The sequence below is a fragment of the uncultured Chloroflexus sp. genome, from assembly GCF_937129525.1.
In the GTDB taxonomy this organism is placed as follows: domain Bacteria; phylum Chloroflexota; class Chloroflexia; order Chloroflexales; family Chloroflexaceae; genus Chloroflexus.
In genome coordinates, this window is sequence record NZ_CAKZNK010000094.1 from 52,918 (window position 1) to 78,787 (window position 25,870).

General features: G+C 56.8%; 24 protein-coding genes. 2 read left to right on the plus strand and 22 right to left on the minus strand.

Annotation, left to right across the window (positions count from 1 at the left end):
- Positions 1-14 precede the first annotated feature (14 nt).
- The 4 genes from mdh to lspA (Q0650_RS11900) form a co-directional block, all read right to left on the minus strand.
- Complete coding sequence (gene mdh / locus Q0650_RS11885) at positions 15-944, minus strand: malate dehydrogenase (protein ID WP_298819225.1); 930 nt, start codon at positions 942-944, stop codon at positions 15-17.
- An 89-nt stretch (positions 945-1,033) separates the two neighbouring features.
- Positions 1,034-1,984: an RluA family pseudouridine synthase gene (locus tag Q0650_RS11890; RefSeq protein WP_298819227.1), complete on the minus strand. Its 951-nt coding sequence runs from the start codon at positions 1,982-1,984 to the stop codon at positions 1,034-1,036.
- Positions 1,981-2,562, minus strand: coding sequence for a signal peptidase II (gene lspA / locus Q0650_RS11895; protein WP_298819229.1), 582 nt, complete (start codon positions 2,560-2,562; stop codon positions 1,981-1,983). The genes Q0650_RS11890 and lspA (Q0650_RS11895) overlap by 4 nt, the downstream gene beginning before the upstream one ends.
- Positions 2,562-3,062, minus strand: a complete 501-nt coding sequence (lspA, locus tag Q0650_RS11900) for a signal peptidase II (protein WP_298819267.1) — start codon at positions 3,060-3,062, stop codon at positions 2,562-2,564. The genes lspA (Q0650_RS11895) and lspA (Q0650_RS11900) overlap by 1 nt, the downstream gene beginning before the upstream one ends.
- Positions 3,063-3,216: 154 nt before the next feature.
- Between lspA (Q0650_RS11900) and Q0650_RS11905 the strand changes: the two genes are divergently transcribed.
- Positions 3,217-4,299: a DUF2034 domain-containing protein gene (locus tag Q0650_RS11905; protein ID WP_298819231.1), complete on the plus strand. Its 1,083-nt coding sequence runs from the start codon at positions 3,217-3,219 to the stop codon at positions 4,297-4,299.
- Positions 4,300-5,061: 762 nt separating this feature from the next.
- Here Q0650_RS11905 and Q0650_RS11910 read toward each other — a convergent pair.
- From Q0650_RS11910 to Q0650_RS11995, 18 genes are all read right to left on the minus strand, one after another.
- Complete coding sequence (locus tag Q0650_RS11910) at positions 5,062-5,307, minus strand: hypothetical protein (protein ID WP_298819233.1); 246 nt, start codon at positions 5,305-5,307, stop codon at positions 5,062-5,064.
- 179 nt (positions 5,308-5,486) lie between these two features.
- On the minus strand, positions 5,487-6,239 hold the full coding sequence (locus tag Q0650_RS11915; RefSeq protein WP_298819234.1) for a hypothetical protein: 753 nt from the start codon (positions 6,237-6,239) through the stop codon (positions 5,487-5,489).
- A gap of 293 nt (positions 6,240-6,532) precedes the next feature.
- Positions 6,533-7,252 carry a hypothetical protein gene (locus Q0650_RS11920; protein WP_298819236.1) on the minus strand — a complete coding sequence of 240 codons (720 nt, stop codon included), beginning with the start codon at positions 7,250-7,252 and terminating at the stop codon, positions 6,533-6,535.
- On the minus strand, positions 7,212-7,448 hold the full coding sequence (locus Q0650_RS11925) for a hypothetical protein (RefSeq protein ID WP_298819237.1): 237 nt from the start codon (positions 7,446-7,448) through the stop codon (positions 7,212-7,214). The genes Q0650_RS11920 and Q0650_RS11925 overlap by 41 nt, the downstream gene beginning before the upstream one ends.
- A gap of 37 nt (positions 7,449-7,485) precedes the next feature.
- Entirely contained in the window at positions 7,486-9,483 is a 1,998-nt protein-coding gene (locus tag Q0650_RS11930) for an ATPase, T2SS/T4P/T4SS family (RefSeq protein WP_298819239.1), read from the minus strand.
- Positions 9,484-9,777: 294 nt separating this feature from the next.
- Positions 9,778-11,037: a ParA family protein gene (locus Q0650_RS11935; RefSeq protein WP_298819241.1), complete on the minus strand. Its 1,260-nt coding sequence runs from the start codon at positions 11,035-11,037 to the stop codon at positions 9,778-9,780.
- A gap of 333 nt (positions 11,038-11,370) precedes the next feature.
- Positions 11,371-12,579, minus strand: a complete 1,209-nt coding sequence (locus tag Q0650_RS11940) for a CpaF/VirB11 family protein (RefSeq protein WP_298819243.1) — start codon at positions 12,577-12,579, stop codon at positions 11,371-11,373.
- Positions 12,580-12,646: 67 nt separating this feature from the next.
- Positions 12,647-13,453 carry an SAF domain-containing protein gene (locus Q0650_RS11945; protein ID WP_298819244.1) on the minus strand — a complete coding sequence of 269 codons (807 nt, stop codon included), beginning with the start codon at positions 13,451-13,453 and terminating at the stop codon, positions 12,647-12,649.
- A 29-nt stretch (positions 13,454-13,482) separates the two neighbouring features.
- On the minus strand, positions 13,483-13,995 hold the full coding sequence (locus Q0650_RS11950) for a hypothetical protein (RefSeq protein WP_298819245.1): 513 nt from the start codon (positions 13,993-13,995) through the stop codon (positions 13,483-13,485).
- A gap of 9 nt (positions 13,996-14,004) precedes the next feature.
- Positions 14,005-14,418 carry a TadE family protein gene (locus Q0650_RS11955; RefSeq protein ID WP_298819247.1) on the minus strand — a complete coding sequence of 138 codons (414 nt, stop codon included), beginning with the start codon at positions 14,416-14,418 and terminating at the stop codon, positions 14,005-14,007.
- A gap of 140 nt (positions 14,419-14,558) precedes the next feature.
- Complete coding sequence (locus Q0650_RS11960) at positions 14,559-17,738, minus strand: SdrD B-like domain-containing protein (protein ID WP_298819249.1); 3,180 nt, start codon at positions 17,736-17,738, stop codon at positions 14,559-14,561.
- A 394-nt stretch (positions 17,739-18,132) separates the two neighbouring features.
- On the minus strand, positions 18,133-19,095 hold the full coding sequence (locus Q0650_RS11965) for a hypothetical protein (protein ID WP_298819251.1): 963 nt from the start codon (positions 19,093-19,095) through the stop codon (positions 18,133-18,135).
- A gap of 88 nt (positions 19,096-19,183) precedes the next feature.
- Positions 19,184-20,242, minus strand: a complete 1,059-nt coding sequence (locus Q0650_RS11970; RefSeq protein WP_298819253.1) for a hypothetical protein — start codon at positions 20,240-20,242, stop codon at positions 19,184-19,186.
- A gap of 43 nt (positions 20,243-20,285) precedes the next feature.
- The gene (locus Q0650_RS11975) at positions 20,286-20,702 is read right to left on the minus strand and encodes a vanadium-dependent haloperoxidase (RefSeq protein ID WP_298819255.1); all 417 of its coding nucleotides are present in this window, start codon (positions 20,700-20,702) and stop codon (positions 20,286-20,288) included.
- A gap of 36 nt (positions 20,703-20,738) precedes the next feature.
- Positions 20,739-21,569 (minus strand): hypothetical protein, encoded by an 831-nt coding sequence (locus Q0650_RS11980; protein WP_298819257.1) that lies wholly within the window; start codon positions 21,567-21,569, stop codon positions 20,739-20,741.
- A 281-nt stretch (positions 21,570-21,850) separates the two neighbouring features.
- Positions 21,851-23,491 (minus strand): CTP synthase, encoded by a 1,641-nt coding sequence (locus Q0650_RS11985; RefSeq protein ID WP_298819259.1) that lies wholly within the window; start codon positions 23,489-23,491, stop codon positions 21,851-21,853.
- 214 nt (positions 23,492-23,705) lie between these two features.
- On the minus strand, positions 23,706-24,377 hold the full coding sequence (locus tag Q0650_RS11990) for an MBL fold metallo-hydrolase (protein ID WP_298819261.1): 672 nt from the start codon (positions 24,375-24,377) through the stop codon (positions 23,706-23,708).
- 614 nt (positions 24,378-24,991) lie between these two features.
- Complete coding sequence (locus Q0650_RS11995) at positions 24,992-25,660, minus strand: RecX family transcriptional regulator (RefSeq protein WP_298819263.1); 669 nt, start codon at positions 25,658-25,660, stop codon at positions 24,992-24,994.
- 24 nt (positions 25,661-25,684) lie between these two features.
- Between Q0650_RS11995 and Q0650_RS12000 the strand changes: the two genes are divergently transcribed.
- Positions 25,685-25,870, plus strand: a 186-nt coding sequence (locus tag Q0650_RS12000; protein ID WP_298819265.1) for a hypothetical protein, incomplete at its 3' end; no start/stop codon positions are given.

Here is a 25,870-nt window from a genome sequence, read left to right on the forward strand (position 1 = left end):
GCCTTAGAGCAGCTCTACAACGATTTCAGCGTATCAAGGGTCGAGCGGACTGCCTTTGCCGAAGCGTTCAGCAGCGCCATCTCTTCTTCGTTCAATGGTAGCTCAATGATCTTCTCAACCCCACCGGCGCCAAGCACCACCGGCACGCCAAAGTAGATGTCGTTCAGACCGTACTGGCCGGTCAGATACGCAGCCACCGGAACGACCCGCTTCTTATCTTTCAACACCGCCTCGACCATCTGCGCAGTGGCAGCAGCCGGCGCATAGTATGCGCTTCCTGTCTTGAGCAGATTGACGATCTCGCCACCGCCCTTGCGAGTGCGCTCAACGATTTGCGCCAGACGGTCAGGCGCAATAAAATGGCTCACTGGAATGCCGCTAATGGTCGAGAAACGCGGCAGGGGTACCATCTCATCGCCATGCCCACCCATCAGCATGGCCTGCACATCTTCGACTGAAACCCCCGCCTCCATGGCGATAAAGGTGCGGTAGCGCGCAGAGTCGAGCACACCGGCCTGACCCATCACCCGCTCTTTGGGAAAACCACTGACTTCAGCAGCCAGGTAGGTCATAGCGTCGAGCGGATTGTTGACCATAATGATGATCGCATTCGGCGAAAGCGGCGCTGCCTTGCTAATGCAGTCACGGGTAATATCGGCGTTAACTTTGATCAGGTCTTCGCGGCTCATCCCCGGCTTGCGCGGAGCGCCAGAGGTGACCACGATCACATCGGAATTGGCGGTATCAGCGTAATCATTGGTGCCAATCACCCGCGCGTCAAACCCTTCAATCGGCGACGCTTCGTACAGATCAAGCGCTTTACCCTGCGGCGTTCCCTCAACGATATCCAGCAGCACAATATCGCCCAGTTCTTTAGCTGCCAGCCAGTGCGCTGTCGTTGAGCCGACAAACCCTGCCCCGATAATGCTGATCTTCTTGCGCATAACTGTATCCTCACATCTTCGCGGTGCCAGTTATGGAATGCGACGGAGTGCGCCGTTGCCTTCCCTGCGCATTGTAGCATATTGCCGCATCAATGATACGATGTAATTCGTCGCAGATGGTTGAGAACTGACGATAGATCGGGCGGCAAAGGAGCGGTATATTCGCGCCATTGACCATCGCGCGGGTGAAAGAGTCCCAGATGTCCGGCATGTAAAAACTGGCGTTCCAGATGGAGATGAGCGCGGCGCGGCCCATACACCGGATCACCGACAATCGGGTAGCCGAGATAGCGTAAATGCACCCGGATCTGATGGGTACGCCCGGTTTCGAGCTGTACCTCTAGCAAGCTGTAGTCGCCAAACGTCTCCAGCACTCGATAATGCGTTCGGGCCGGACGGCCATCGTTGACTACGGCCATCCGCAACCGATCACGCGGATCGCGGCCAATGGGTGCATCAATGGTTCCGGTATCAGGAGGATGACCGATCACCAGCGCCTGATAGATTTTACGCATACGACGAGCCTGTTGCTGTTCAACTAAAGCGCGCAGCGCAGCATCGTGACGGGCTATGACCAGCAAGCCTGAAGTGTCGCGATCAAGGCGATGAACAATCCCTGGTCGCACTTCACCACCAACTGCCAGATCAGGATAGCGAGCTAACAGCGCATTGACCAATGTGCCACGCGGATGCCCTGGCGCCGGATGTACCACCATCCCAGCCGGCTTGTTGATCACAGCAATATCGACATCTTCGTACACCACTGCCAGCGGGATTGGCTCGGCAACGAGTTCGGTGGGAACGGGTGACGGCACGGTGACCTGGATAACTACGCCGGGACGCAATGGTTGACTGGCGCGAGCAGGGCGACCGGCATAGAGCACCAGTCCCTGCTCGATAAGGCGCTGCACTTGCGCGCGCGATAGATCGGGTAACGTTGCTGCCAGAAAACGGTCAATTCGCTCGCCGGTTGCGGTTGGCGGCACAACCACCATCCGCTCGTCGGCTTCGAGCCATTCGAGTTCGCCAGACTCACTCATGATGGCGACTCCGAATTATAATTTCGCTGCTCTTGGGGCAGCGATACTTCAGGATCCCGGCTGAGCAATTCGCTGAGCAGCCCCTCATCGAACGGTTCAGGCTCAGCCGGCAACGGTTCATCACCGATGAAGATGATGTGAAAAGCTAACGCAGCCACGCCGATAGAGATGGCGCTATCGGCAATATTGAACACCGGCCACCAGCCAAACTGAATAAAATCGACCACGTATCCCTGCCACAATCGATCAAGCAGGTTCGAAATGCCGCCACCGAAGATCATGCCAACTGCAATGGTCACCAACCGCGATTCGGCAGGAAGCAAATGCTGATAGGTATAGGCCAGCAAGATCAGCACCAAACCGGCCCCGATTGATAGAATACCACCCTGATCGGGAAAGAGGCCAAAAGCGACTCCGGTATTTTCGTGATAGGCAAGCTGAATCCAATCAAACAAGATGGGGATCGGCTGTTCAGCGCGCAAGAGCAGATCGGTCAACCAGACCTTGCTGAGCTGGTCGATGAGCAGGATCGGTGTTGCCACCAGAATGAGGAGCAACCAGCGTGAACGCATAGCCATCACTGAGACATCATTGCTTGCCTGACACGGCGCAGCGCCAGCTCGTCAAGCGCATACTGTAACATCAACAGCGCCGCCCCGACGGTAATCGCGCTATCGGCCAGATTGAAGATAGGAAACCAGCCGACCTGAATGAAATCGACCACGTACCCAAGCCGAACCCGATCGATGACATTGCCGAGCGCGCCACCGAGGATCAACCCCATTGCGATCTGAACCAATCGGCGGCGATTGGGCAACTGGGTTACGTAAAGATAGATTGCGCCGGCGATGATCACCAACGCAACGATAGTGAGCAGGTCTGATTGACCCTGAAAAAGGCTAAAGGCAATACCGGTGTTATGTGAGTAGGCCAGCCGCACATTGTCACCGATCAGTGGAATGAAGCGAGTCATCGTTTCAGGCCCTAGAGTGGCAACAATCCAGCGCTTCGAGACCTGATCGAGCATAACCGCCAACACGGCGACAACGAGCGGCATTATCCAGCGAGACTGCACCATACGTTTCACTACTACATTCCTTCCGCGCAAGTATGCTCATTTTTCTCATTATAACGCAGGACACTGGAAACGAATGGGTAATATCTTTCTGGTACCTTTCTACAAACCGGGTAGTACTCGCATACCTCGTTGAAAAGCATAGGGAGTTTTCGTCATGGCCCGACATTCTCGCTCACATCGCAGTGATCCCGGCGAGCTTGATCTATTGAGTTCATTGCTGGTATTTATCGTTATCTTTGGTGGCATTGTGCTTGATCTAACGATCTGGTGGAAGATAAGCCTGATCGGAGCCGGTCTTACCATTGCATTTCTGATCAATCGCTGGCTGCGCGAGCAACGACTCCGCTGGCTACGGCGCCAACAATTACTCGATCTCTCGCCGGATGAATTTGAACAGCGGGTCGGGATCTTGCTGGAAGATCTCGGCTGGCGTCAGGTAACAGTGCGGGGCGGCAGCGGCGACCGCGGTGTCGATATTACCGCCGAACGCGATGGTTTGCGCTACATCATTCAATGCAAACGCTATACCAAACCGGTTGGCCCCAACTACGTGCGCGATCTAGTTGGCGCGCTTCAGATTCAGCGCGCCGACCGCGCAATTCTGGTCACGACCAGCGCGTTTACCAGCCAATCGCGCCTTGAAGCGAAAGGGCAGGCAGTTGAGCTATGGGACGGTAAAATTCTCATACAGCGTATTGAGGAAGCCGCACAACTGCACGCCACCCACCAACCACACCATCGCAAGCGCGATGCACTCTTACTTGTCGGTGCCATGGGTTTTAATCTGATACTGGCAGGAGTCGCCTTGTTGCTCAGCGGCCCGCCAACAGTTGCCGGCAGCGCGCAGGCCGGTCAGGCGCAGTTCGTCGGCATCGCCAGCAACGCTGCATCAAATAACAACGCGGCAATTCCGGCTACCGCTACCCCAAAACCAACTGCTACGCCTCGACCAACCCGCACACCCCAACCCACGGCAACACCGGCGCCAACCGCCACACCCGTGCTGCCCACAGCGACAGTATTTAATGGTGGCAATGTGCGCGCCGCGCCAAACCTGCAAGGCACAGTGCTCGATCAGATTCACGCCTATGAAACAGTAATCCTGCTGGGACGCAGCGCCGACGGATCGTGGCGCCGGATTATCAATCCGCGTCAGCAAGAGGGCTGGGTGCATCGCAGTCTGCTCACAATCGACCCGGCGGTAGACGAAAGCCTGCCGATTATTGCCTCAAATTAAGCGAACGCGACAGCATTTCTCACCGGTAGAAGGGTGGAGTTAGTCGCAGAAGTGTTGCGGCTTACAACTCCGCCATAATTCTTTCCAGACCAGTTAGTGATCCTGAGTCAAACTGGCATAAACTACCAATGGTGGGTCATGACAAGGCCATGCCCATTGCTACCGCTCTGAAGCCTGCTAACGTCACCTGCTAACCCGCACCATGTCAAAAGCCCCATCACTGTCACCTGCACCCAGTCATTGCCGCTCTGCCCCCCTCTCCGTCACCGGTTTCCCGTCATTGCCGCTCTATCCTCCTCTGCTGCAACCCCATCATCTGCATCGGTTCCCTGTCATCGCCGCTCTGCTCTGCCGCAAAACCGCATCACCATCACCGGGTTCCCGGCACCGCCACCCTACCCCAAAACCCCTCACCGTCACCGGGTTCCCGTCATCGCCGCCCTGCCGCAAAACCGCATCACCATCACCGGGTTCCCGTCATTGCCGTTCTGCTCTAAAGCCCCTCACCATCACCGGCTCCCCGTCATCGCCGCCCTGCCGCAAAACCGCATCACCATCACCGGGTTCCCGTCATTGCCGCTCTGCTCTGCCGCAAAACCGCATCACCATCACCGGGTTCCCGGCACCGCCACCCTACCCCAAAACCCCTCACCGTCACCGGGTTCCCGTCATCGCCGCCCTGCCCTACTCTATCCACCCCCCTCACCATCACCGGCTCCCCGTCATCGCCGCCCTGCCCTACTCTATCCACCCCCCTCACCATCACCGGCTCCCCGTCATCGCCGCCCTGCCGCAAAACCGCATCACCATCACCGGGTTCCCGTCATTGCCGTTCTGCCCTGCTCTGCCGCAAAACCGCATCACCGTTACCGCGTCCCCGTCATCGCCACTCTGCCCTGCTCTACCCCAAAACTTCATCACTGTAACCGCTTCCTCGTCGTCACCGCCCCAGAACCCCATCACCACCACCTGCGCTTCGTTCTGCCCGCCTTCCGCCCCTCGCTCCAAGGTCCGACACCATCGGCATTCGGATTGCAACGCTTCCGACCGGCGAATAAAGCAACTACGCCTCAATGCCCGACGCCTGGCATGGAATTCGGCCTGCAAGATCAGCAGCCAGGTAGTTCAGGCTTGAGGCGAGTCTTCTGCTCATCCAGTGACTCAAAAGTCAAATCGCCTGACCAGTCTCACCACAGCGCAAACACCTCGCTACCAACGACCATCACGAAGAGCAGATTGAACAAAATCCCTACCACCAGACTGATCGCCGCCAGCAAGAGCAGGTAGACGGTACGTCGGCGAATGAGACGCCGAAACTCTCCATGCAACAATGCCTCGAGGGTCTGTTGCTGCGCAGCCAATACCATCTCAACCGGTGTGCCTTCCGCTTCAGCCTGAGCCAGCGCAGCAGTTGCGTCGATCAGTTCGCGGCATCGGTAGCGGCGGGCAACTTCGGCCAGCGCAGCAAAGGGTCGCATACGCTGCTCGTCACCTAAAGCCAGCGCAGCGGCAACTACTTCGCGCATTGGAGCCTGGCGCGGCGCTGCCTGCGCACAGTAGCGGCGCAAGAGGATACTCGGCGCCTCAAAGCTGCCGAGGGCGACGCGAATAAAGCTAATCAAGCCGGGGGTGAGTCGGCGCAATTCCTGTTCCATCTGCTCGCGCGCCCGCTGCGGTTGGCGCGGCCAGACCATACCTGCGGCCAGATACGCGGCCAGAGCCAGTCCTAACCAGATCGGGCCACCGCTAAGTGAGGCGCCAGCACACAGTAACGCTAATGCGATACCGCCAGACTGACCGATCAGCAGACGTTGCCGTTCATTCAATGAAGGCATGGCAGTTGGTTGATTGCGGATTGCCACTCCCAGCGCGGCTAACAACGCTCCACAGATAACGGTTAGCAGCGCCGGCGCTGCGGGATTTGACAGAAGATGTGGCATATCAGACTCCTTAGAAAGTTATGCAAATTCACCCCATCGTTCAGTTGAGAGATATTTTCTCTGATGCGCATGTTCATTCGACCCGACAGGATTGAAGAAGCCTCGCTATGTCATACTCTGCGTCGAATGCCTCCCCACCCGGTTTAGCTGGAAGAGAGTTTGGTCGGCAGGCGCTGGTGGTCGGCTACCAGCGCTTATTTCAGACCAGAGCAATAACTGACTCAGAAAGACCCCCTTGGCTCGACCACAGCTTGATCCAAACCGACTGCGCGTACCAGAGCCTGGTTTGACAGCTAGTATTCGACATCCTCGACTCGTGAGAACCAGATTCCGCCAACAATCGGCGCCAACAGGGCTAATACTACGATCACGGCAAAAGCGATTCCGATTGGTGTGCTATAGGCGATGAGCACCCGTTCCCATTGGGTCGCAATCAGGTACACTGCCATCAGCACACCGGCGCCTCCAACAGCCAATCCGCTGTAGCGCATCTGGGCCAGCTCGGTCAAGGCCTCTTCTCGCCGCCGTTCAGACGCCTGCAACGCGGCATAGGCAGCGGCGCAACGACGAGCCTGCAAATCCTGTGGTTGATCGGCAGCAACTGCGAGGTGATTGAGCAAGGTTGCGTGACGAGCAGTCGAGGTTTGCGTAGCCAGCGCTGCAATAACCTGACGCATAGTGGCAATGCTGCCATCGGCGAGTGGCGCTCCCTGCTGACGCAGCAGCCATGACCACTCATCGTGAAGAGGACCGCCAGTCATGTCGCTTAACAGCCGTTCCAACGCGCTCCGCAAACCCAGACCACCACCGAGCAGGGCGCTGAGTCGCCCAACCGCCGGCGTCAAGTCACGTTCCAGTCGGCGATTGTAGCGGCGTTTAGCCAGAGCAAACCCAACGCGCACTGCCAGAGCCGCAGCCGCCGGAGCTGCGGCCAGCGCCAGCCAGAGCGATCCGATCAGGCCAAGCATAGCGCTAACGGCTGTCGCAGCAATGACCGCAATCACGAGTGCCATGCAGCGTTGGCCGCCAGACCAGCGCCGGATCGAGTGCAGAATGAGCGCGCCTGTAGGTGAGCCGGGCAAGAAGTTGAACTAACGGTTGGCGTAGCGCGAAAGTAGCGGTCATCGTGATCAATGCGGCCAGCAGCGCCGGCGCCGCGCGCAAGAGCCAGGCCGTCTCCGGGTGAGTAACCGCCTCGATGGTTTGCATATCGCGTTCCTTTCTCTCAGGTCTCGGCGCTTTGATGTCACATTTGCGCAGCGTTGCGCGCCAAAATCGCCGCTTCACGCATGCGCAACGCTGCCGCCACCGGCATTAACGCTGCTGCGCCAATTTCACCGTTTGCGACCAGAACGTTGAGCGCAGCATGGCGAATGCGTAGCAACGCCAGCGCAGTTTCGTCACTGAGCCGGCCCGGTTCTCCATGTGCCAGCAGATCGAGAGCGTCACGCGCGCGACCCTGAGACAATGCCTGCTCGGCGCGACCGATCGCGGCCACCGTCTCGCGATCGATACGCTGACCTTCGGCAATCGCATCGGCCAGCGCCGGCCATCCCCCGGCAGGGGCAAAGGCCGCGTAGCGTTCGAGATCGGCGCTCAGCTCAGCGTAGGCAGTAGCCGCAACTGCCCAGCGCCGCGCCGCCAGCGCCGCAGTGATCTGATCATAAGCTCTGCGCGCAGCTTCAGCGGCCTGTTGCGCTCGCTCCGGATCGGCCACTAATGCCTGGCGAGCCGCTTGCGCCAACCGTTCATCATTGCGCTCGGCCCAGGCCCGGCGCAAGATTGCCAGTGACCGTTCAGGAGCGCCAGCCTGTCGGGCCAGTGCCGCCTGGGTCAGCGCCTCGTCAACGACTGCTCGACTACTGGCCACGGCCCGTGGTCGCTCGGTGAGTTTGAGCAGATCAAACCGTTGCGCCAGTGCAGGCGGCGTCTGATCGTCGCCATGCCAGACCAGTCGATCACCGCGCACTTGCGCCGCGCAATGCCAGCGCAAACCATCAGAGGTTGGCTCCACCCAGGCCAATCGGATCAGCCGAGGTCGCAGACCGGTTGCTGTCTCCTCGCAGCCATCGAGCAAGGCAACTTCATCGATATACCGTCGCCCGGCAGTGCGGCTGAGGTGGATGACGACGTTGAAGTTATCGCAAATGTCTTCCAGCGCGTTGGTCCGCCGACCTTCGTAGAGGTATGCTCCCGGCATTGCAGCGCAATCGGCCAGGCGGCTGACTGCGCGCAAGGCGTTGCGGGCATGAATGGTGGTCACGACGGCATGACCGCTCACGGCAACAGCCAGAATTGCGCCCGCTTCGGCGGCGCGGGTCTCACCCGGCGCTACCAGCGATGGAGTTTGGCGCAACACTTCGCGCGCTGCTCGTCCGAAAGCTAATGGATCGAGACTCGACTGCACCAGTTCGCGCGTCCAGGCTGCATGACGCACGTTGATTTCAAGCGTGTTGTCTTCGATGGTGATCACGTGTGGTTCACCCGGCCACGAATTGACAATCGCTTCGAGAAGCGCCGTTTTGCCACAACCGGTCTCGCCGGCAATCAAAAACGAGCAACGAGCCTTCACTAGCAGGCGCAACACAGCAAACAACGTCTCATCACAGGCGCCTCGTCGCGCGATGTCATCAAGCGTCCAGGCTACGCGACGACCGCGACGGATGCAGATCAGGGCCGTGTCGTCAGGAGTGCAGGGCGGAATGGTAACGTGCATCCGGGTGCCGTGCGCCAGTGGCAGCGTGTCTTGCGGTCGGCTGCGGTCGAGTGGCACGGACAGGCGCGAGGCCAGGACGAGCGCCCGGTCAAGCGCCTGGCGTGGCGAACTGAAACGTTCAGGCGCCAGGGTAAAATCGGCTCCCTCCTCCTGTACCATAATGCGATCACCGATGATCTTGACCTCTTGAATCCGCTCGTCATCGAGATAAGGTTGGGCCGGGCCCCAGCCGATGGTGTCATGAAACAGTCGCAACAGGCTCGCATCGTCAGTCGGCAAGCCGGCCAGGGGACCACCGCGTTCGGTATGTGTGCCGATGGCAATGCGCAATGCGCGTAACACTGCCGGATCGCGTTCAGCAGCGGGAGTGACCGGATCGAGCAGGTGTGAAGGTAGCTCGGCCAGCAAAATATCGCGCGCCGCCTGGAGAACGGATGCCGCCGGATCAGTTGCTGGCTGCTTTTGCGCCATCAGATCGGCCAGGCCACCCTCTTCAATCACGGTTAGTGGCCGGTAAGCAGGATGCATGCATTCCTCCGTTCCGGTATCTTCAAAGTGCAGGTACTACCTTCCCGTTTACAAACGGAAAAACTACACCTTCAGCAGGTCTGTTCTACCGCCGGGTTCTTACGTTCACTCAAGGTCGCCACGGTAACGACGTTGCCGGTATCTGCGCGCGCGCCGTTCCCCCCGTTCTGCCAAGCTGCCGCATCTGCGCTCAACCGCCAGATTCTTGAGACCGCTCAAGGTCGCCACGATGACGACGTTACCGGCATCTGCGCTCAACCGCCAGATTCTTGAGACCGCTCAAGGTCGCCACGATTATGATGTTGCCGGCATGAGCGCGCGCTGCCCCCACAGTTGCTCACGCAGTCGCGCCCACCAGCCGACCTGCGGCACCGGCAAGCGAGGTTGAAGACCAGTGTGCGCGCAAAGTGACTCAACGACTTGATGGGTAGCGCGGGCGAACCGACTCTGCGGACCGAGATCGAGCATCGAGATGTAACCATCGTGTTCATCGGCAAGACTGGCCAGCCGTGGTTCACGCGGCAAGACGCCGACACTGCCCACTCGCGGATAGCGACGACTGAAGAGATCGGCGACCATGCTGACTGTAACTGTGACTCCGCGCTCAGGCTCCATGAAGAGGAGCTTGCAGCGTTCAAGTCGCTCTGGGATGAGTTCAGTGAAGTGTTCCAGCATATGACCAACCCCCATACGCTCACGAGTGCCAGGTGGCGTGGGGAGCACGACGCTGCCACCTGCCTGCAAAACATGGGTAGCGTAAGGTCGCCGTAAATAATCGGGCGGCGTATCGATCAACACTACATCGTATCCTTCTAGACCGCTAATTCCCTGATAGAGACCCTGCCAGTCGGGCAACCGCAAATCGTTCTCGGCTCGAGCGACGGCGTGCGAGCCGATGAGCAAGTCGATTCGCCCCCAACCCTGCTGATTGGCGCGAGTATGTTCGGGCTGAAAGATGAATGGCTGAATGCCAGCCGGGTTCCAATGTGACGGACCTCGCTGCACAAGATGCAAGTACGAGGGAGCGCTGGCCGGAATGCGAAAGGCCGGCACCAGGCCAGGATTCGAGATGTCACTATCCCACACCAGTACATCGAGACCGCGTCGGCGGAGACCTTCGGCCAGGATACAGGTAACGAAGGTTTTGCCGATACCACCCTTGGCAGCGCCGATGGCAATCATCGGCAAGCGTTGCGCGCCGCTACCGCGACGACGGCCAATCTGCGCGCCAATCCAGTCGGCTAACAGCGCAGGATTGCGCTCTGCCGTCGCCGGCAGACCGGCGGCCAGCGCATCTGGCAGCGCCGCCCGCGCCGGACCGGCCAAACCTAACAAGACTCGCGCTCCAACCTGTTGCGCGCGGGCCGTTAGATCCCACAGATCGGCCAGTGGCGTCCCTCGACTATCGTCGAGATAGACCACATCTGGCGGACGCGAGCCGGTTAGCAACCGCTGCACCTGATCGATGCGCGATGGCGCTAACACGGCAACATCGCGCAACTGCTCAACCTCGGTTTGCAGTCCTTCGATTGCGCTAAAGATGATGAGTTCCATCTGGTTACTCCATGTGATTGAGACGAAATAATGTGTGTATCACGAAGAATTGATACAATCGCCATATGCATCGCCAATCCGCCATTGGAACACGTAGAGCGTTCTTCCTGAAGATGAGTTCGGTCTACTGTTGTGCCATCAATCCCACCATTCACCTTGCCGCGCGCAGAGCGTTCTTCCCGAAGATGCGTTAGGCCTGGTAACTCACTGGTGTATCGCAAAGACCACATCACAACGTGATCGATACCCTCGCCGAGATGTCACAACGAGTGGCAGGCCAAATCAAGGTAATGGTTACGGCATCGCAAAATGACAACCTTTCAGGCTGAAGCCCTACATCCGGCCCAGTCCCCAAGCGGCATTGACGTAGCCGGCCCGGGTGAGCCGTTCGCTCGCGCGGTCGTAACGAAACAGCGGGTTGGTTGGAAAGGGATCGCCACTCTGCCCCTGCGCGCCTTGCGGCAGTACCTCTTCGATAGCCAGCACGCCACGCTTGCCATTAGGAGCGCGGCCAATTTGCACAACGACCAGATTCACCACATCAGAGGTGATCAGGCCGCGCACAATTTGCGCCGCCGCCTGACCGGCGCCGGTCGTTTCATGGGCCAGGCCGATCAACGCCATTCGTTCAAGGTTGCGCAACGCGCCTTGCACGGTGGCAGCGTGAATGGTGCCCAGTCCGGGGTGACCGGTCGCGGCAGCTTGCAAGATCGCCATCGCTTCGCCACCGCGCACTTCGCCAACGATGATATAGTTGGGCTTCTGGCGCAAAGCAAAGGTAACCACCCGGCTGAAACCGCCCGGCTCGGTGGGAGCTTCCATATGCAAACTGTTGGCACTGCGTGGCAATTCACCCCCGTCCTCAATCACAACCAAGCGCATACGCGCGCCAATGACCTGGATCAGGGCAGCAGCCAGGGTGGTCTTGCCGCTGCCGGTCGGTCCGGCAATCAGGAGCGATGCGCCATTGCTCAATGCAGCCAGCAACAGATCACTGGCTTCGCGACTGATCACATTGCTCTGCACCAGATCATCAAGAGTGGCCCAGCGTTCTGGCAATACGCGAATCGAGAGACTGGGTCCGGCTGGCGAGGCGCGCCGGTCGGTAATAGCGTAACGCAACCCATCTACTACGCCCTGAGCAAACGATGGCATCGATAGCTCAGGATTTACACTATGGCTTCGCTGTACCAGTTGGCGCTGCGTCCAATCGATCCAGGCCGGATGCACCATCACACCGGTATTGACCATCATCCCGCGCTGGACGACAAAAAAGGGCGAGTCAGGAGGGCCATTAAAGAGAATGTCTGAGACGCCGTGTTCCGGGTCACGCCAGATTTCGAGAGGGCCGTACCAGCCGACATCACTCCATTGAATGGAACTGTCAAAACCGAGCTGCGCAAAGGCCGCTTCAGGTGGCATATGCCAGCAATCGCGCAACCGTCCGCTTCTCATCAGCATGCGCAATTCCTCAGCAATAGCGGCATTACTGGCCGGTGGACTGACCGGCGATGCGGATAGAGCATCCCAAACGTTGTGCATGAGTGAACTCCTCGCTGAATAATTCGGCAGGGGAGTCTTTGGATCAACCTCCCCGACCGAAGAGCACTTACTCGTCGTTTGCGGTCAGACGAACCGGCGTCGTTAATTCAGTTGCCGTGATCTGGCCAATATCGAGCCGATCGAGCGCAGGCAAGACTGGCGAATCGCTGCTATATCGTTCACCCCATAATGGCAGACCAGCAGCTTGCAAGGCCCATATCACGTGAGACTGGTACGGGGTCATTTCCAGATAAGCGACTTGCGCTTCGTGATCGACATAAAGCACTCGCGCGCCACTAAACAGGCGGCAGGCATAGGGGCGCGGCGGCAGCGGTGAGGCCGGCGGTTGAAGCGTTGGCGCGCGATCTTCCACCGCGCTCCGCGCCCGATCACACACATCAGGCGAACCATTTGGGTCGTTGAAGCCGATGTTTACCCGATCGCGGTGAGTCAAGGGGCCGATCGTTTCAGTGCTGAAGGGCACCGGCACCATTCCCGGCGTCAATGCTTCACCATTGGGATACACCGGCTGGGTTGGCGGCTGTTCCATCACCATCGACGGTTGGAGCAAATCGTTGGCAGCGAGATTGCGCGCCGCAAACTGCCCGATCACCGATGCAGGTGAGCTGATACCGGCCAGTTGAACCGGACGATGGCGCGGCAGCAACACAACCGTCAGATCTTCAGCCTGAATTTGCTGCCCGAAAGGCACATCACGGGCCAGGATAACCACCGGCTCGCTCCGTCCGGCTTCAAGAAAAGCGATTACGGTAAAGACTGCGGTGACGATGAGGCCAAGAACGATCAGGATGGCCGGCAGCGGGTTGCTGCGACGGCGCGTCAAGGCCTGATTGAGCGTACCGGCGGCAGACATACTGTTCTCCTTTCGCTTTAGCTATGGCTTTACGGTTGACTCAAACGATCGATCGTATCGGCAGCACGAATACGTGGATGAACTTCCCCTAAGCCAAATAGACCGCGAAGACTGAGTTGCAGTTCAGCGCAGAGCAACGGCGTTGAGACGGTAATACCGGCGCAGGAGCCACCCTGAGGTAGCACGGTCCAGCGGGTAGTGGCGGCCAACGCAGCCGGATCCGTTCCGACCGGGCGAGCTGCTTGCAGATTGGCAACCAGAAATTGATGCGCTACTTGCACAATTGCGGCGCATTGACCGGGCGCTTTGATCGTCACAGCCTGACAAGAACGATTGCCACGCAGCGCCTGCCCATTGCGAGCCAAAACAGCGTACTCGACCTGCTGCACGGCTGAGCGCGTCGCCTGTTGTAGCGCATCTTCCAGTCTGGCTATGTCAAGCCAGAGGTTCGCCAGCTCAATCACAACTACAACAAACAGTGTCAACATGGGCAGCATCAGCGCCAGGAGAGGCAAGGCCTGACCAGCATAGCGAGTTCGCATCACCACCCCCTATTGCTGATCGCGTTCAGCCGCGCGCGTAGCGCTGGCGCGAACAACGATTTCGTTTCCAAAAGGCAAGAGCGTAGTGGGCGCCCATATTGAGACGCGATAGCGCACTTCAACCGTAATCGGGTCATAGCGCCGACAGGGACGGCGGGGGCACGAGATCACAACCTCACTACTCGTTGGATCGATACCGAGACTGCCGGTCAAAGCCTGCCGGGCTGCCGTTTCGGTGATTGCGCGATTGCCACCGGTGAGCGCAGCCTGATGAGCGGCAACCCGCGCTGCCTGATTGACGGCATAGTGCGTAAGCAGAAGCTGTCCGACCGAGAAGAGGCCGATGACCAGCGTGAGCAAAACAGGCAACGCAAGCGCCATCTCTATCAAGGTTTGACCTCGTTGAGGGAATGTTTTTTGCACCGAGATCCTCACTTTCTGACAACGACAATTTCCGACAAATGGCAGCCCTGGCGGTGAGCGGTTGCGACAACGAGCGATTGTCATAGACTGTGCAAATGGTGACAGATAGCAGCGCGCGTCCTGCTACAAACAGTTGTTCATTAATTGCCAGGCGCAATCAAAGAACGGGGCGCAAGCAGGTTGATGGTGACCTGTTCGGTAATAAGCTGACGAGCCGGATCGGGCAATGGCGCAATTGGGATCGGCGGTAACGGCACGCCACCAATGCTGCCCGGCACTTGATTCACGATCTGCACCTCCAGTTCGATCTGAATGGTGAGCTGCGCCTCTTTTAGTTCATCGGTCGCGTACAGATAGACATCCGGGCGCATAGTTGGAACAGGTGGATGGCTCCAATAGAGATGAACCTGATCGTCCAGATCACGTTCACGCAGCGCGAGCGCGCCTAGCTGATCCCGGCTCTGCCCACCGAGATAGCGGTAGACGCAACCGGTCAGCAGTTGCGGCGTGACCTGTGGACGCGCTCCTGGCCGACAGCCGGCCATGCCTCGACTGTCGACGGCGCGAGGATCGAACCGCTGCCCGCCAACCTCGATTGCCGTTATACTCCAGCCTGCAATCCGCGCTTGATATGCATACGGCCAGGGCAATGGCTCATCGGCAAAGGTCAAGGTAGCAAGTTGCGGCGTCAGATCCAGCACCTCGCCAGTCGGCCAGGCAATTACCGGTCCATCTGAGAGATAAACTCCGTTAGTCTGATGAGCGTCGCGACTCGCCGGATCGAGCGTTGAGCGAATCGCTACCCGCAAATTGCCGGCAGCAGCGCCGATAGTTGACGGCGGCGGCACAACATTGACGTTCAGGGTAGCAGTGTTGTCGAGTGGATCGTCGGCTGGCGTCACCGTTGTCATGCGCGCTGTAGCCGGCAAAACCGTACCGGCAGGCACATTGGTTTGAACGACCACTTCAACCTGACCGGCAGCTTGTGGATTGAGCGTCCCCATTTCCCAGCGCAACCGGCGACCAATCTGGCTCGTTGGAGGCAGGCTTGCGCCGATAAACTGCACATCTGCGGGCAAGTCAAGCTCGAGCACCGTTTGAGTGGCAGCGCGAGTCTGAGATGGACGGCGACGGTACAGATTGCCGTATTCGATAGTGTAGGCAAAAACGCTGCCCTGTCCAACGATACTGTTTGGCGCGCGAAGTTGCACGAACAGGTTTGGACGCACAATGACAACCGTCGCGCTGGACTGATTATCAGCCTGAAATGCAGCACGTTCAGGGGTTATACTTGTGATCGTTGCCGATGCCGCCAGTTGATCAACGGCAATGGAGGCCGGCAGATTCAAGCCGATGCGCAATTCACCATTTGTCGCCGGCGCCAGATCACCCAGTGCGCAGCTTAGTTGATTGCCATGACGCTGACAGACCTGCGGCCAGTTGACCGGCATCGCCGCGCCAGGCAGGTTAACCGTTATCATTGTCGATCGGGCGATCCCGCTGCCGTGATTGCGATAGCCAACGACAAGATGACTCATCTCGCCTGCCGCTGCTGGCGCTGGCGTGAAGGTCAGATTGACCGCCGGATTAGGCGACACATAGGCCGTGCTGGTTGTAGCAGTATTGTCAGTCGGTATGTCGCCGGCGGTAGTTGTGGTCACTGTGGCCTGGTTATCAAGCCGATCAGCAGCAGAGAGACGCGGTCTGACCTGGAAACTGACGACGACTGCTTGATTGGGCAGGATGCTGCCGATAGTGCAGCGCAGCACACGCTGGACACCTTCATATCGACAGGCACCGGCTGGCGCCTGCAACAGGCTGACAAAATCAACCTGTGACGGCAGGGGATCGGTGATGACAACATCGGCTGCCGACGCGCTACCCTGATTAACCACTCGCAGGGTATAGATCAGGTCATCACCGCTGAGCACGACAGCAGGAGCATGTTTGCTCAGGCTCAGCTCGGCTCGCAACAGGCGCGTTGTTACGCTGGCATTATCGTTAGCAGGGTTATCATCTGGCGGTCTGGCGCTAATGCTGGCACTGGCAGTCACTACTTGCGAGAGGAGGCTTCCAATCGATGCAGGCGCTCGCAGGCGCACATCAATGGTTTGTATCGTATGCAAGTCAAGCTGCGCAAAGTGCCAGAGTAACGTTGAGCCATTCAACCGGGCCGGCACAGTAGCGCCGAGGAAGGTTGCCCCGGTTGGCATCGCCATGCGCAGCTCAACGTTGTTGGCAACGCGAGCGCCGGTATGACGCAAGTTGATGGTGTAGCGCAATTCATCACCGATGATGGCCTCAGCAGGACCAACCAAACGGAGGCTCAGATCCATTTGATTCGCCACCAAACCGGCATCAATATCGGCGCGCGTTACTCCTGACGAAACGACAATGATCGGGCTATAGCCAGTTCGCGGATCGACATCACTATCACGTTGTGGATCATTGCCAGCTCCAGGCGTTGTAACGTCATACCCTGCCGTCAAATCAACCACAACGCGGTACTGACCGGGTTCAAGATTGGGAAAAGCGTAATACCCTTGCGCATCGCTGAACACCGCGCGGGGGTACGTATGTATCGCCGGCGCCGAACCGGGCAATCGCTCGAGGCGCAGAGCGATACCGGCCAGGCCAGGCTCGCCATTGTCTTGTAAACCATTTCGATTCTGATCAAGCCATACCCGATCACCGATACTTGATGGTTGAAACTGGCGGGTCAGACCTATATCAACCTGACGCATACGCTCTTCGCGGAATGGAGCGATGAGCGCAATGCCGGTTACGCCGCCACCGGATCGGCGATCGGCAAACTCAACCATGCCAAAACCTGGATGGGCATCACTATCAACGCTCTCATTATTGCCGGCATTGGCTAACGTATAGACCATTCCGGCAAGCGGTTGACCGGCACTGAATTGACCTGGCGCAACCCGCAGCACCAAACCGCGATTTGGCGGCACAGCAAAGGTATAGCTTCCATCGGCGGCAGTAACTGCCTGACCAAGCACGGTTGAGCTAACCGGATCGACGACTTCCAGGCGAGCGCCGCCGAGTGGTGAGTCACCGTTTTCGCGAATGCCATTACCATTCTGATCAAACCAGAGCGTTCCACTGACAAAGGCATAGGTGCAGAGTAGTTCGAGATCGCCGAGAGAGGTGGATTTATTAGTTCCTGCCGGAATGATCGTTATTGCGCTGACAGGATTTACATTATTAGAATGGTATATCATTAATCCCGACGAATTATTGCCGAGTAGTGATGTGACAACAATAGTTTCAAGACCATCGGGACGAGGAATTGTTCGCAAACTACCCATGTGATTCTCAACATGAGCAGGTTTTTCGCCAGGAAAAGTATGCAAATGATCATTCACCCAATCAGCTTCATTTGGAATTAGCCAGGCCAGTTCGTTGTTCGGATCCACTCGATCTTTTCTTTTCGATGTATCTAAAACTAACCGCCATCCTTGGGCTGTTAACTGATAATTCAAGGAGTCACCTTGGGCAATAGAAGAGTAATGATTCGCTGGTGGCGGGCCGAAGAAGGTAATATCACCAACTCTATCGCGTAATGACAACCTCATAAACCGACCATCAGAACTAAATTCAAGATCTGTCAGGAAGGGCTGGGCGTGCAAAATACTTCGAAATACATTTTCTTTCATTAACTTATCTAGCTGTTCATCCCATGGATTCCAACCGACAATTTGCTCATTCGACTTTATCTTTTTTTAAGACATCTAAATATGTTGAGCCGGCAAATCGCTTATTGAAAACACTGATTACTAAAGGTTGATTGAGCGCAAGATGCCAGGAATTCGACTTGATCGACCAGGCCAGCACATACGCGTGCGGTTCACCATTTGGGCGAGCAGTGTACGTAATTCCAACAAATAGTTGCATCTCACCGGTTGCAGATTGAGGATTGGGCGCAAATTCGAGCGCAAATGGTTGCAATTGAACCTGAAACCTTGCATTCACACTGATCAGGTGCAACGGAACAGGCACAGGATCAAGCCGACGAGGCGCTGGTTGTGTAATGTCGTAGCGTTCGATCCGCTTCGCGGCCAGATTCATAATGTATAGTGTTTCACCATCAGGACTGATCTCCATATCACCCAGGCTACTTGTGCCAACTCTTGATAAAATAGCGGTATCATCTCGATCAGAATTTGGACGATCCACGCCTGCATCAGGCACTACAAACGATCCATACCACTGCCCATCATTAAATCGATACTCATATACACCACCAGGACCGAGTGGGCCATAGCTGGTGAAACGACGGGTGAATGCAGCAGCGAAGAGTCGCCGGATGCCGCTAGTTGCGCCATCATCGTAGGCCAATCCGTACACAGAACCGATGCCACTGTTAGCGGCAATGCGCTGATGAATGCCGCCAACAGTGGCGCCGATGGGGGCGAGCGGTTGTTTAGCGCCGCCAAGGGTGACGCGCACCAGCGCCGGATCATTTGCCTGAACAGGCGCATAGATGGTATCGGCAAAGCAGGTAGCGGCCATGCTGATGTCGTTGTTGAGGCACGGCACAGCACTGGCAAATCCAACTGTGCCGGTTTGAGCCGTAACAGGCTCTGGCAACCCCGACGGGATCAATGTGATTAGAATGAGAGCCATAAGGCCAACCAAACCTTGCCTGAACAACCATCCATTCATAGCGCCTCCTCGAGATTTGGAGAAAACTCTTACCCATGGCGGCGCGCTCACGCGCCGCCACAGATGGCATCGAATTACTGGAAGATGATTAGCGTTCGACGAAGGGTAAGAACACGGTGTATTGTGGCGCAATGGGGATCGGCGAAATTGCCTGACCGTTGCCTGCCCGATCAAAGAGGCTTACCCGAAGCGCGCGAGCCTCAGCGGGTATCGGTGATTCTGTTAGAGGCACATTCAGATGAAATGCAGTGCCTTCATTAGCTGAAGTCAGTTCGGTCGATTGCTCCACCTCATCCTCGCTCAGGATATGATAAACCGGCTCACCAACAGGAGAGTCATTGGCATCAACGAATTGCCATTCGATAGCCCATGGGAGTGGCGCATACGCATCAAGAAATAAACCACTGATGCTGATCTGCGCAGGCTGATGCGACATTCCCAGACGGGCATTTATCTGATGAAGTACTGGAGGAGTAATATCGCGAATTACTTGAAACTCAAGACGCTGATCTCCATTGTTTGCTTCTCTTATTGAAACAAATACAGACATAACACGTTCTTCAGCAAACAAAGCATAGTCTCTGGTAAAGACCTGTCCGTAAAATCTATTGAAATATTCGATTTCATTATCAACACTCACCGATACCGAACGACTTATACAGTTTAAATTATCAGTTACTCTCAACTGAATTACCTCCTGATTGGTATAACCTGGCATTGCTCGTTCAGGCCAGATGATCTCAATCTGCGCATTGATATCAAGTAAAAATCTTGCTGTGGCCTGCAATGGAACGATATTACCATTTGGATCGCGTATTTCTGCAAACAATAAATAATCCTGACATCGGTCATTGGCAAAGTTCGGTGGCATTGGAATAGATTTAGTATAACCGAAGTATGTCGAAAAGAACAGTCTTTGCCATTCTTCACTACCATCGAGCGGCTCTTCCCAACGCCAGCGAAATTCATTGAATCCTTCTGGCGCCCAAATTATAACGAAGGCACTATTATCGTAATTGATTGAGTCGCTTACAAACATTGTCACTTCTTGGTCTTGCGCTCGCAATGGCGCCGGCAACACTCCCAGGAGACCAAGCTGGATGAACAACAGCACGCAAACAAGCCGGTATCGTGTGATGAATGACATTGCAAACCTCGCTAGATTGTGTCAGGCGTCAAACAAGAATGAGTCAGCGGGTCATGACATAGCGCGCAACATCCCGACCGAGGGTCATGCCTTCCTGACCATCAATAACCCAATGAACACCACCGATAATGCGCGAACGAGTCGCCTCGGCAGCTTGCTGAGCAAAAACTTCATTGTGTTGCGGGAAAGCGGCAATCAGGATGGTCGCAGCAGCCGAGCTGAAAGAAGCGTGACCAGATGGATATGACGGATGCGGAGGCGTCGGAAAGACCGGCTGCCAATCCGGTTCGACCGTTGCCATCCATTGATCGGGGCGAATGAAGCCGTAGAGATACTTGTTATACCAGCATTCAACGGCGGTGTCGTGCATGGTAACCCCCAGATGTGACAGAAGAGCCGCCGTTTGCGCTGAGTCAAGCTTTTCGAACAGGGCAACGATGATCGCCAGTTCAAACCACATTCCGACCGGCGTAACGGTGCCAACATCGGCATGCCATTACCAGGCCAGATCGCGATGTTCGTCGGTAATACCAGATTGTGCCTCGCGAAACATCACGCGCTCCCGCTCCATTTGTTCGCTCTCCCAGGCTGGCGGCGGCGGCAGGATGATCGCGTCACCGGCGGGCAAAGCAATGGTCTTTACATTTCCCCAATGAGGATCGAGGGGCAATTTTTTCGTGTCCCAGCCACCACTGGCCGGAAGTGCGATCTCGCGAAATGCATCACTCCCGTCTGTCCTTGCCCAGGCAACGATGTGATCACCGGTAGCATGTCCGATCTGAAAGCTACGTTCGAGACGAGCCTGCGGCACCGGATCGCGGAGTTGCAATCCTGTCCAGAGCGAGTCGTTGACCCACTGATCGATTTCATCGCTGTGCTGCGGATGCAGGTAGCGCAACACTGGATGCACAGCTCCGGCAAGCAGCGCGATCTGGTCGAGTTGCTCGCCGCTTTGGTCTGCCACCAGCATCGCGTCGTTGAGCGCGACTGAGATGAGCATCAGTTCACGCGCGGCGCGGTTCGCAGAAATACCATCACGGGCGATCAACTTAAGCGTCGCTTTGATCCAGTCGGTCACCCACGTAGCGCGAAACCCTGATTGGGCAGGTATTGCCGGCACTGCCGGCGGGGTAATGCCGGCTGCCGCATCAAGCACACCTGGCACGTCTGTCACCAACCAGAGTCGCGGAGTCAGAGGACTGGTCAGACGGCCAACCGGCAGATTGCTTTGGGCCGGCGCTGCGCGATTGCTGTCTGGAACAGTAGGCGAAGGGAAGGTACAGGCGTTTAATCCCAACGTGATCGCGATTAACAGAAGACATACCATTCTCATCAAGCACCTCGAGCCGATAAAAAATGCCTTCACTAAGTAAACCGCTCGAGATGCCAAAAGGATTCGCGATCTTTGGCAGATTTTTTCGAATTCGTATTGATGCAACTATCGAGAACGATCCATCGACCAGGCAACCCGGCCTGATCACCGTCGCAGGATCGCCCAGAGCGCCACAGTTCGCCTTCAGGAGGGGGACGCCTGCCCTGTGCATAAAAAGCAACACGCCATGATTCGGTTGATCATGGCGTGGCAGATGAACGAAATGCACCCAAAGCTTAAGACAGGCTCTCGACCAGTGGCAACTGACGCGCTTCTCCGGCCAGCAAGGTCTGCGCTGCCGCTGCAATAAAACCGCGGAAGAGCGGATGCGGCTTGCCGGGTCGCGATTGAAATTCAGGATGGAACTGGCTGGCGACATACCAGGGATGATCGCGTAGCTCGATAATCTCAACCAACCGCTTATCGGGTGAAACGCCACTGATCACCAGACCGGCAGATTCCAGAACCGCGCGGTAGCGGTTGTTAAACTCGAAACGATGACGATGGCGCTCCTCAACGCGATCACAGCCATACGCAGCATGGGCCCGCGTGCCCGGCACCAGGTCGCACGGGTAGAGACCCAGTCGCATTGTGCCACCCTTCTCGGTGATGTCGCGTTGATCGGGCATCAGATCGATCACCGGATGCGCCGTTTGCGGGTTGAATTCGGTGCTGTTGACATCGCGCGTACCAAGCACGTGACGGGCAAAGGCAATTGTGGCACACTGCATCCCTAAGCACAGACCGAGGTAGGGGATGCCGTATACCCGCGCATAGTCGGCGGCTGCGATTTTACCTTCGATACCGCGCTCGCCAAAGCCACCTGGCACCAGAATACCGTAGACCCCCGACAGTAAGCGGGCCGGACCTTCACGCTCAACGTCTTCGGCGGCGACCCAGCGAATCTCCACGTCTATCGACTGTTCAATTCCGGCGTGATGCAATGCTTCGACGACGCTGATATAGGCATCGTGCAGCTCGACATATTTACCAACCAGCGCAATTGGCAACCGTCGCTTCTCTTCCCGGATGCGCGCCACTAGCGTGCGCCACTCTTCCAGATCAGGCGGTGTCGCCGGCAGACCGAGCCGTTCGACCAGATAATCACCTAGCCCCATATCTTCGAGAACTAGCGGCACTTCGTAGATCGAATCGACAGTCGGCACCGGAATCACTGCCCGGACATCGACATCGGCGAAGAAGGCGATCTTCTCGCGAATATCATCATCGATCGGGCGATCAGCCCGGCAGAGAATGACATCGGCGCTAATGCCAACGTTGCGCAACGCCATGACCGAATGCTGGGTCGGTTTAGTCTTCAGTTCGCCGGTGCTGATGTGGGGCAACAGGGTAACGTGAATGTAAAGAATGTTGTCACGTCCGACATCCTTGCGCATCTGGCGGATCGCTTCAAGGAAGGGCAGACTCTCAATATCGCCAACCGTGCCGCCAATTTCAACGATCACGACATCGGCCTGGCTACTGCGCGCCAGAGCGCCGATCCGGGCTTTAATTTCGTTGGTGATGTGGGGAATGACCTGAATCGTGCCGCCCAAATAGTCACCACGCCGCTCTTTGGCAATCACGGCTGAATAGATCTGGCCGGTGGTGACATTGCTGAGTCGACTGAGGTTCACATCGATAAATCGCTCGTAGTGTCCGAGATCGAGATCGGTCTCGGCTCCGTCAGCAGTCACGAAGACTTCCCCGTGCTGGTATGGGGACATGGTGCCAGGATCAACGTTGAGGTAGGGGTCGAGTTTCATTACCGAAACGGTGAAGCCGCGACTCTTGAGCAGGCGACCGATTGAGGCGACCCCAATCCCTTTGCCAACTGAAGAGACGACTCCACCGGTCACAAAGATGTACTTAGTCATAGTGATTACTCCCTAGATGAAAGATTTGTGGGTCGGTCAACCTTCGGTTGAACCGACCCACACTGGTTCGCACTTCCACTGTACCGGAAATGGTTCCATATCGGACAATCGCCATCTACTGACGATGAAATCTTTACAGTTTGAATGGCAATCTGCTGCCGCGCTTTTACATCTCAGTTTTTGAGTATACCATAAGTGTACAGAAACAAAAGCGCTAACTACCAGCCGGTCGCAAGATGACAATCCGGGTCTGCTCATCGTCGGCGGGCAAGGCATTAGCGTTAATGACCAGCTTTTCTTCCGCGGTATATTCCTTCAGCCCCATTTCGCTTACAAACTTCTCTAGTGGAGCCAATGGCGGATCGAAATTGATCTGTCCCATTGCATAGTGCATTGGGATGACGAAACGGGGTTCAATCTGGCTGATGACATTGCTGGCAGTCGCCGGCCCTATCGTTTCACCGCCGCCAACCGGAACGAACAGCACATCGACATTGGAACCGATCTCTTCGAGCTGGCTGGTCGTCAGTTCGTGACCGAGATCGCCAAGGTGACAGAAGACGAGATCGTCAAGATGGATGATGTATACGGTATTGAAACCGCGTTCGGCGCCTTTAACCGCATCGTGGTAGGTGCGAACACCTGTGATCAGCACACCACCAATCTCATACTCACCGGGGCCATCGACAACAAACACGCGATCGCGTAACGGTCGAACCGCCGCCGCATTATCGTGATCGGGATGGTGATGACTGATAGTCACGATGGTCGCTGTTGGTCGACCGAGATCCAGGCCAATCGCGCGATGGTAGGGATCGCAGATGACAGTGCCATCGCGACCGCGCAGGCGAAAACAGGCATGACCGAGATATTGCACTTCTGCCATAGTGAAATCCTTGGCTCACACGAAACCAGTCTCTGGTTGCGAAGGCCACGATTACCGCATTCCAGAGCAGTTTACTCGAATACATCATTACTCTAAACAGCGCGGAAGACCGGGAAAATCATCAGCGAGCGGTTTGGCTCTGTTATCCACGTTACCTGCTAAGCGATACATTCCACGGTTTCCAAACAAACTATAGCTTCCGTTGACCCGGCGAATACAGTAGCTACAAACATGCTGTGATAGTACGAGATTACGCGACCACGAGCTGTAAACCTCCCAATGTGTCGCGCAAACGCGCGTGTCGAGTAGAACAGCCCGGCACAACGTTCATATCATACCAGACGACCCGGCGAATACATACGAGTATTCAACCGGTTCATGCATCATCGTGACTACAAATGCGCCATGATAATACGGGATTAGGCGACCGCGATCTGCAAGCCTCCCAATGTGTCACGCAAACGCGTGTGTCGGGCAAGACAGCCTGGCACAGCGCTCATACCATCGATGTGTCCACCCCTAATTCCAACGAACCCTTACCTTGAATGCGAACAGTGGTAATCCTCAACGTCTCGCCTACTCACAAGCCAGTATTATCAGCGCGGTAATAAGGCCTACAGCTCCTCGATGTCTGATGTTGGATGCAATTCCCGCCAGAGATTGATGAGGATGGGATGGATATGCTCACCGGCAAAACCACGCCGCAACAGATAGCCACCGAGACGACGTTGAAACGTAACCCAGTCAGCCAAGCCACTATAACGCGGGAGAGCAGCGCGCGCCGCCGCTTCAGTCCGTTCGGCTTCAGTCATACCACTATCGTCAGCGGCCAATGCCTGCTCAATAATCACCGGATCAATCCCCTTCTGACGCAATTCAGCTCGTAACGCGCGCTCGCCGCGTGGACGTAACGCGCGTCGGTTGGCGATCCAGCGACCGGCAAAATCAATATCATCGAGGAGGCCAAGCTCGCGCAGGCGGGTAATTGTTTGCGCGCAAATCGGTTCACTAAAACCCTTGCGTTGCAAATAGCGCTGGATTTCGGCAGTCGAACGCGCGCGCCGCTCGAGTTGCCGCAGCGCCTGTTGCAACGCCTGATCAGCCTGCTCACTTGCTACCAAACGTTTCCAGGCCGATTCATCGAGGTAGACACCAACTTTCAGGCGTTCACGCGCGAGCGTGTTAAGGCTAATACCGAGCGCAAACTCACCATCGATGAACACGTTGACCCGCTGCGGATCATTGTTCTGTTGACGAATAGCAGTAACAGTACCGGCAGGCATATCCGATTTCAACTTCCTTCATGCTTGACAGACAACCGGCGGCAGCGCCGGGAGATTTGTCCACTGTCACGCCGCGCGGCAAACCGCGCCCCGCGTATCTTCTCTACCGTTGCCCTGCCCGACCTCCGCGTTCTGGCTACCGTTCCCGCCACGTCACTCCTCGCAGCCACTCGCGACCCGGTTACCTGCGCTGCCGTCACACCGCGCGGC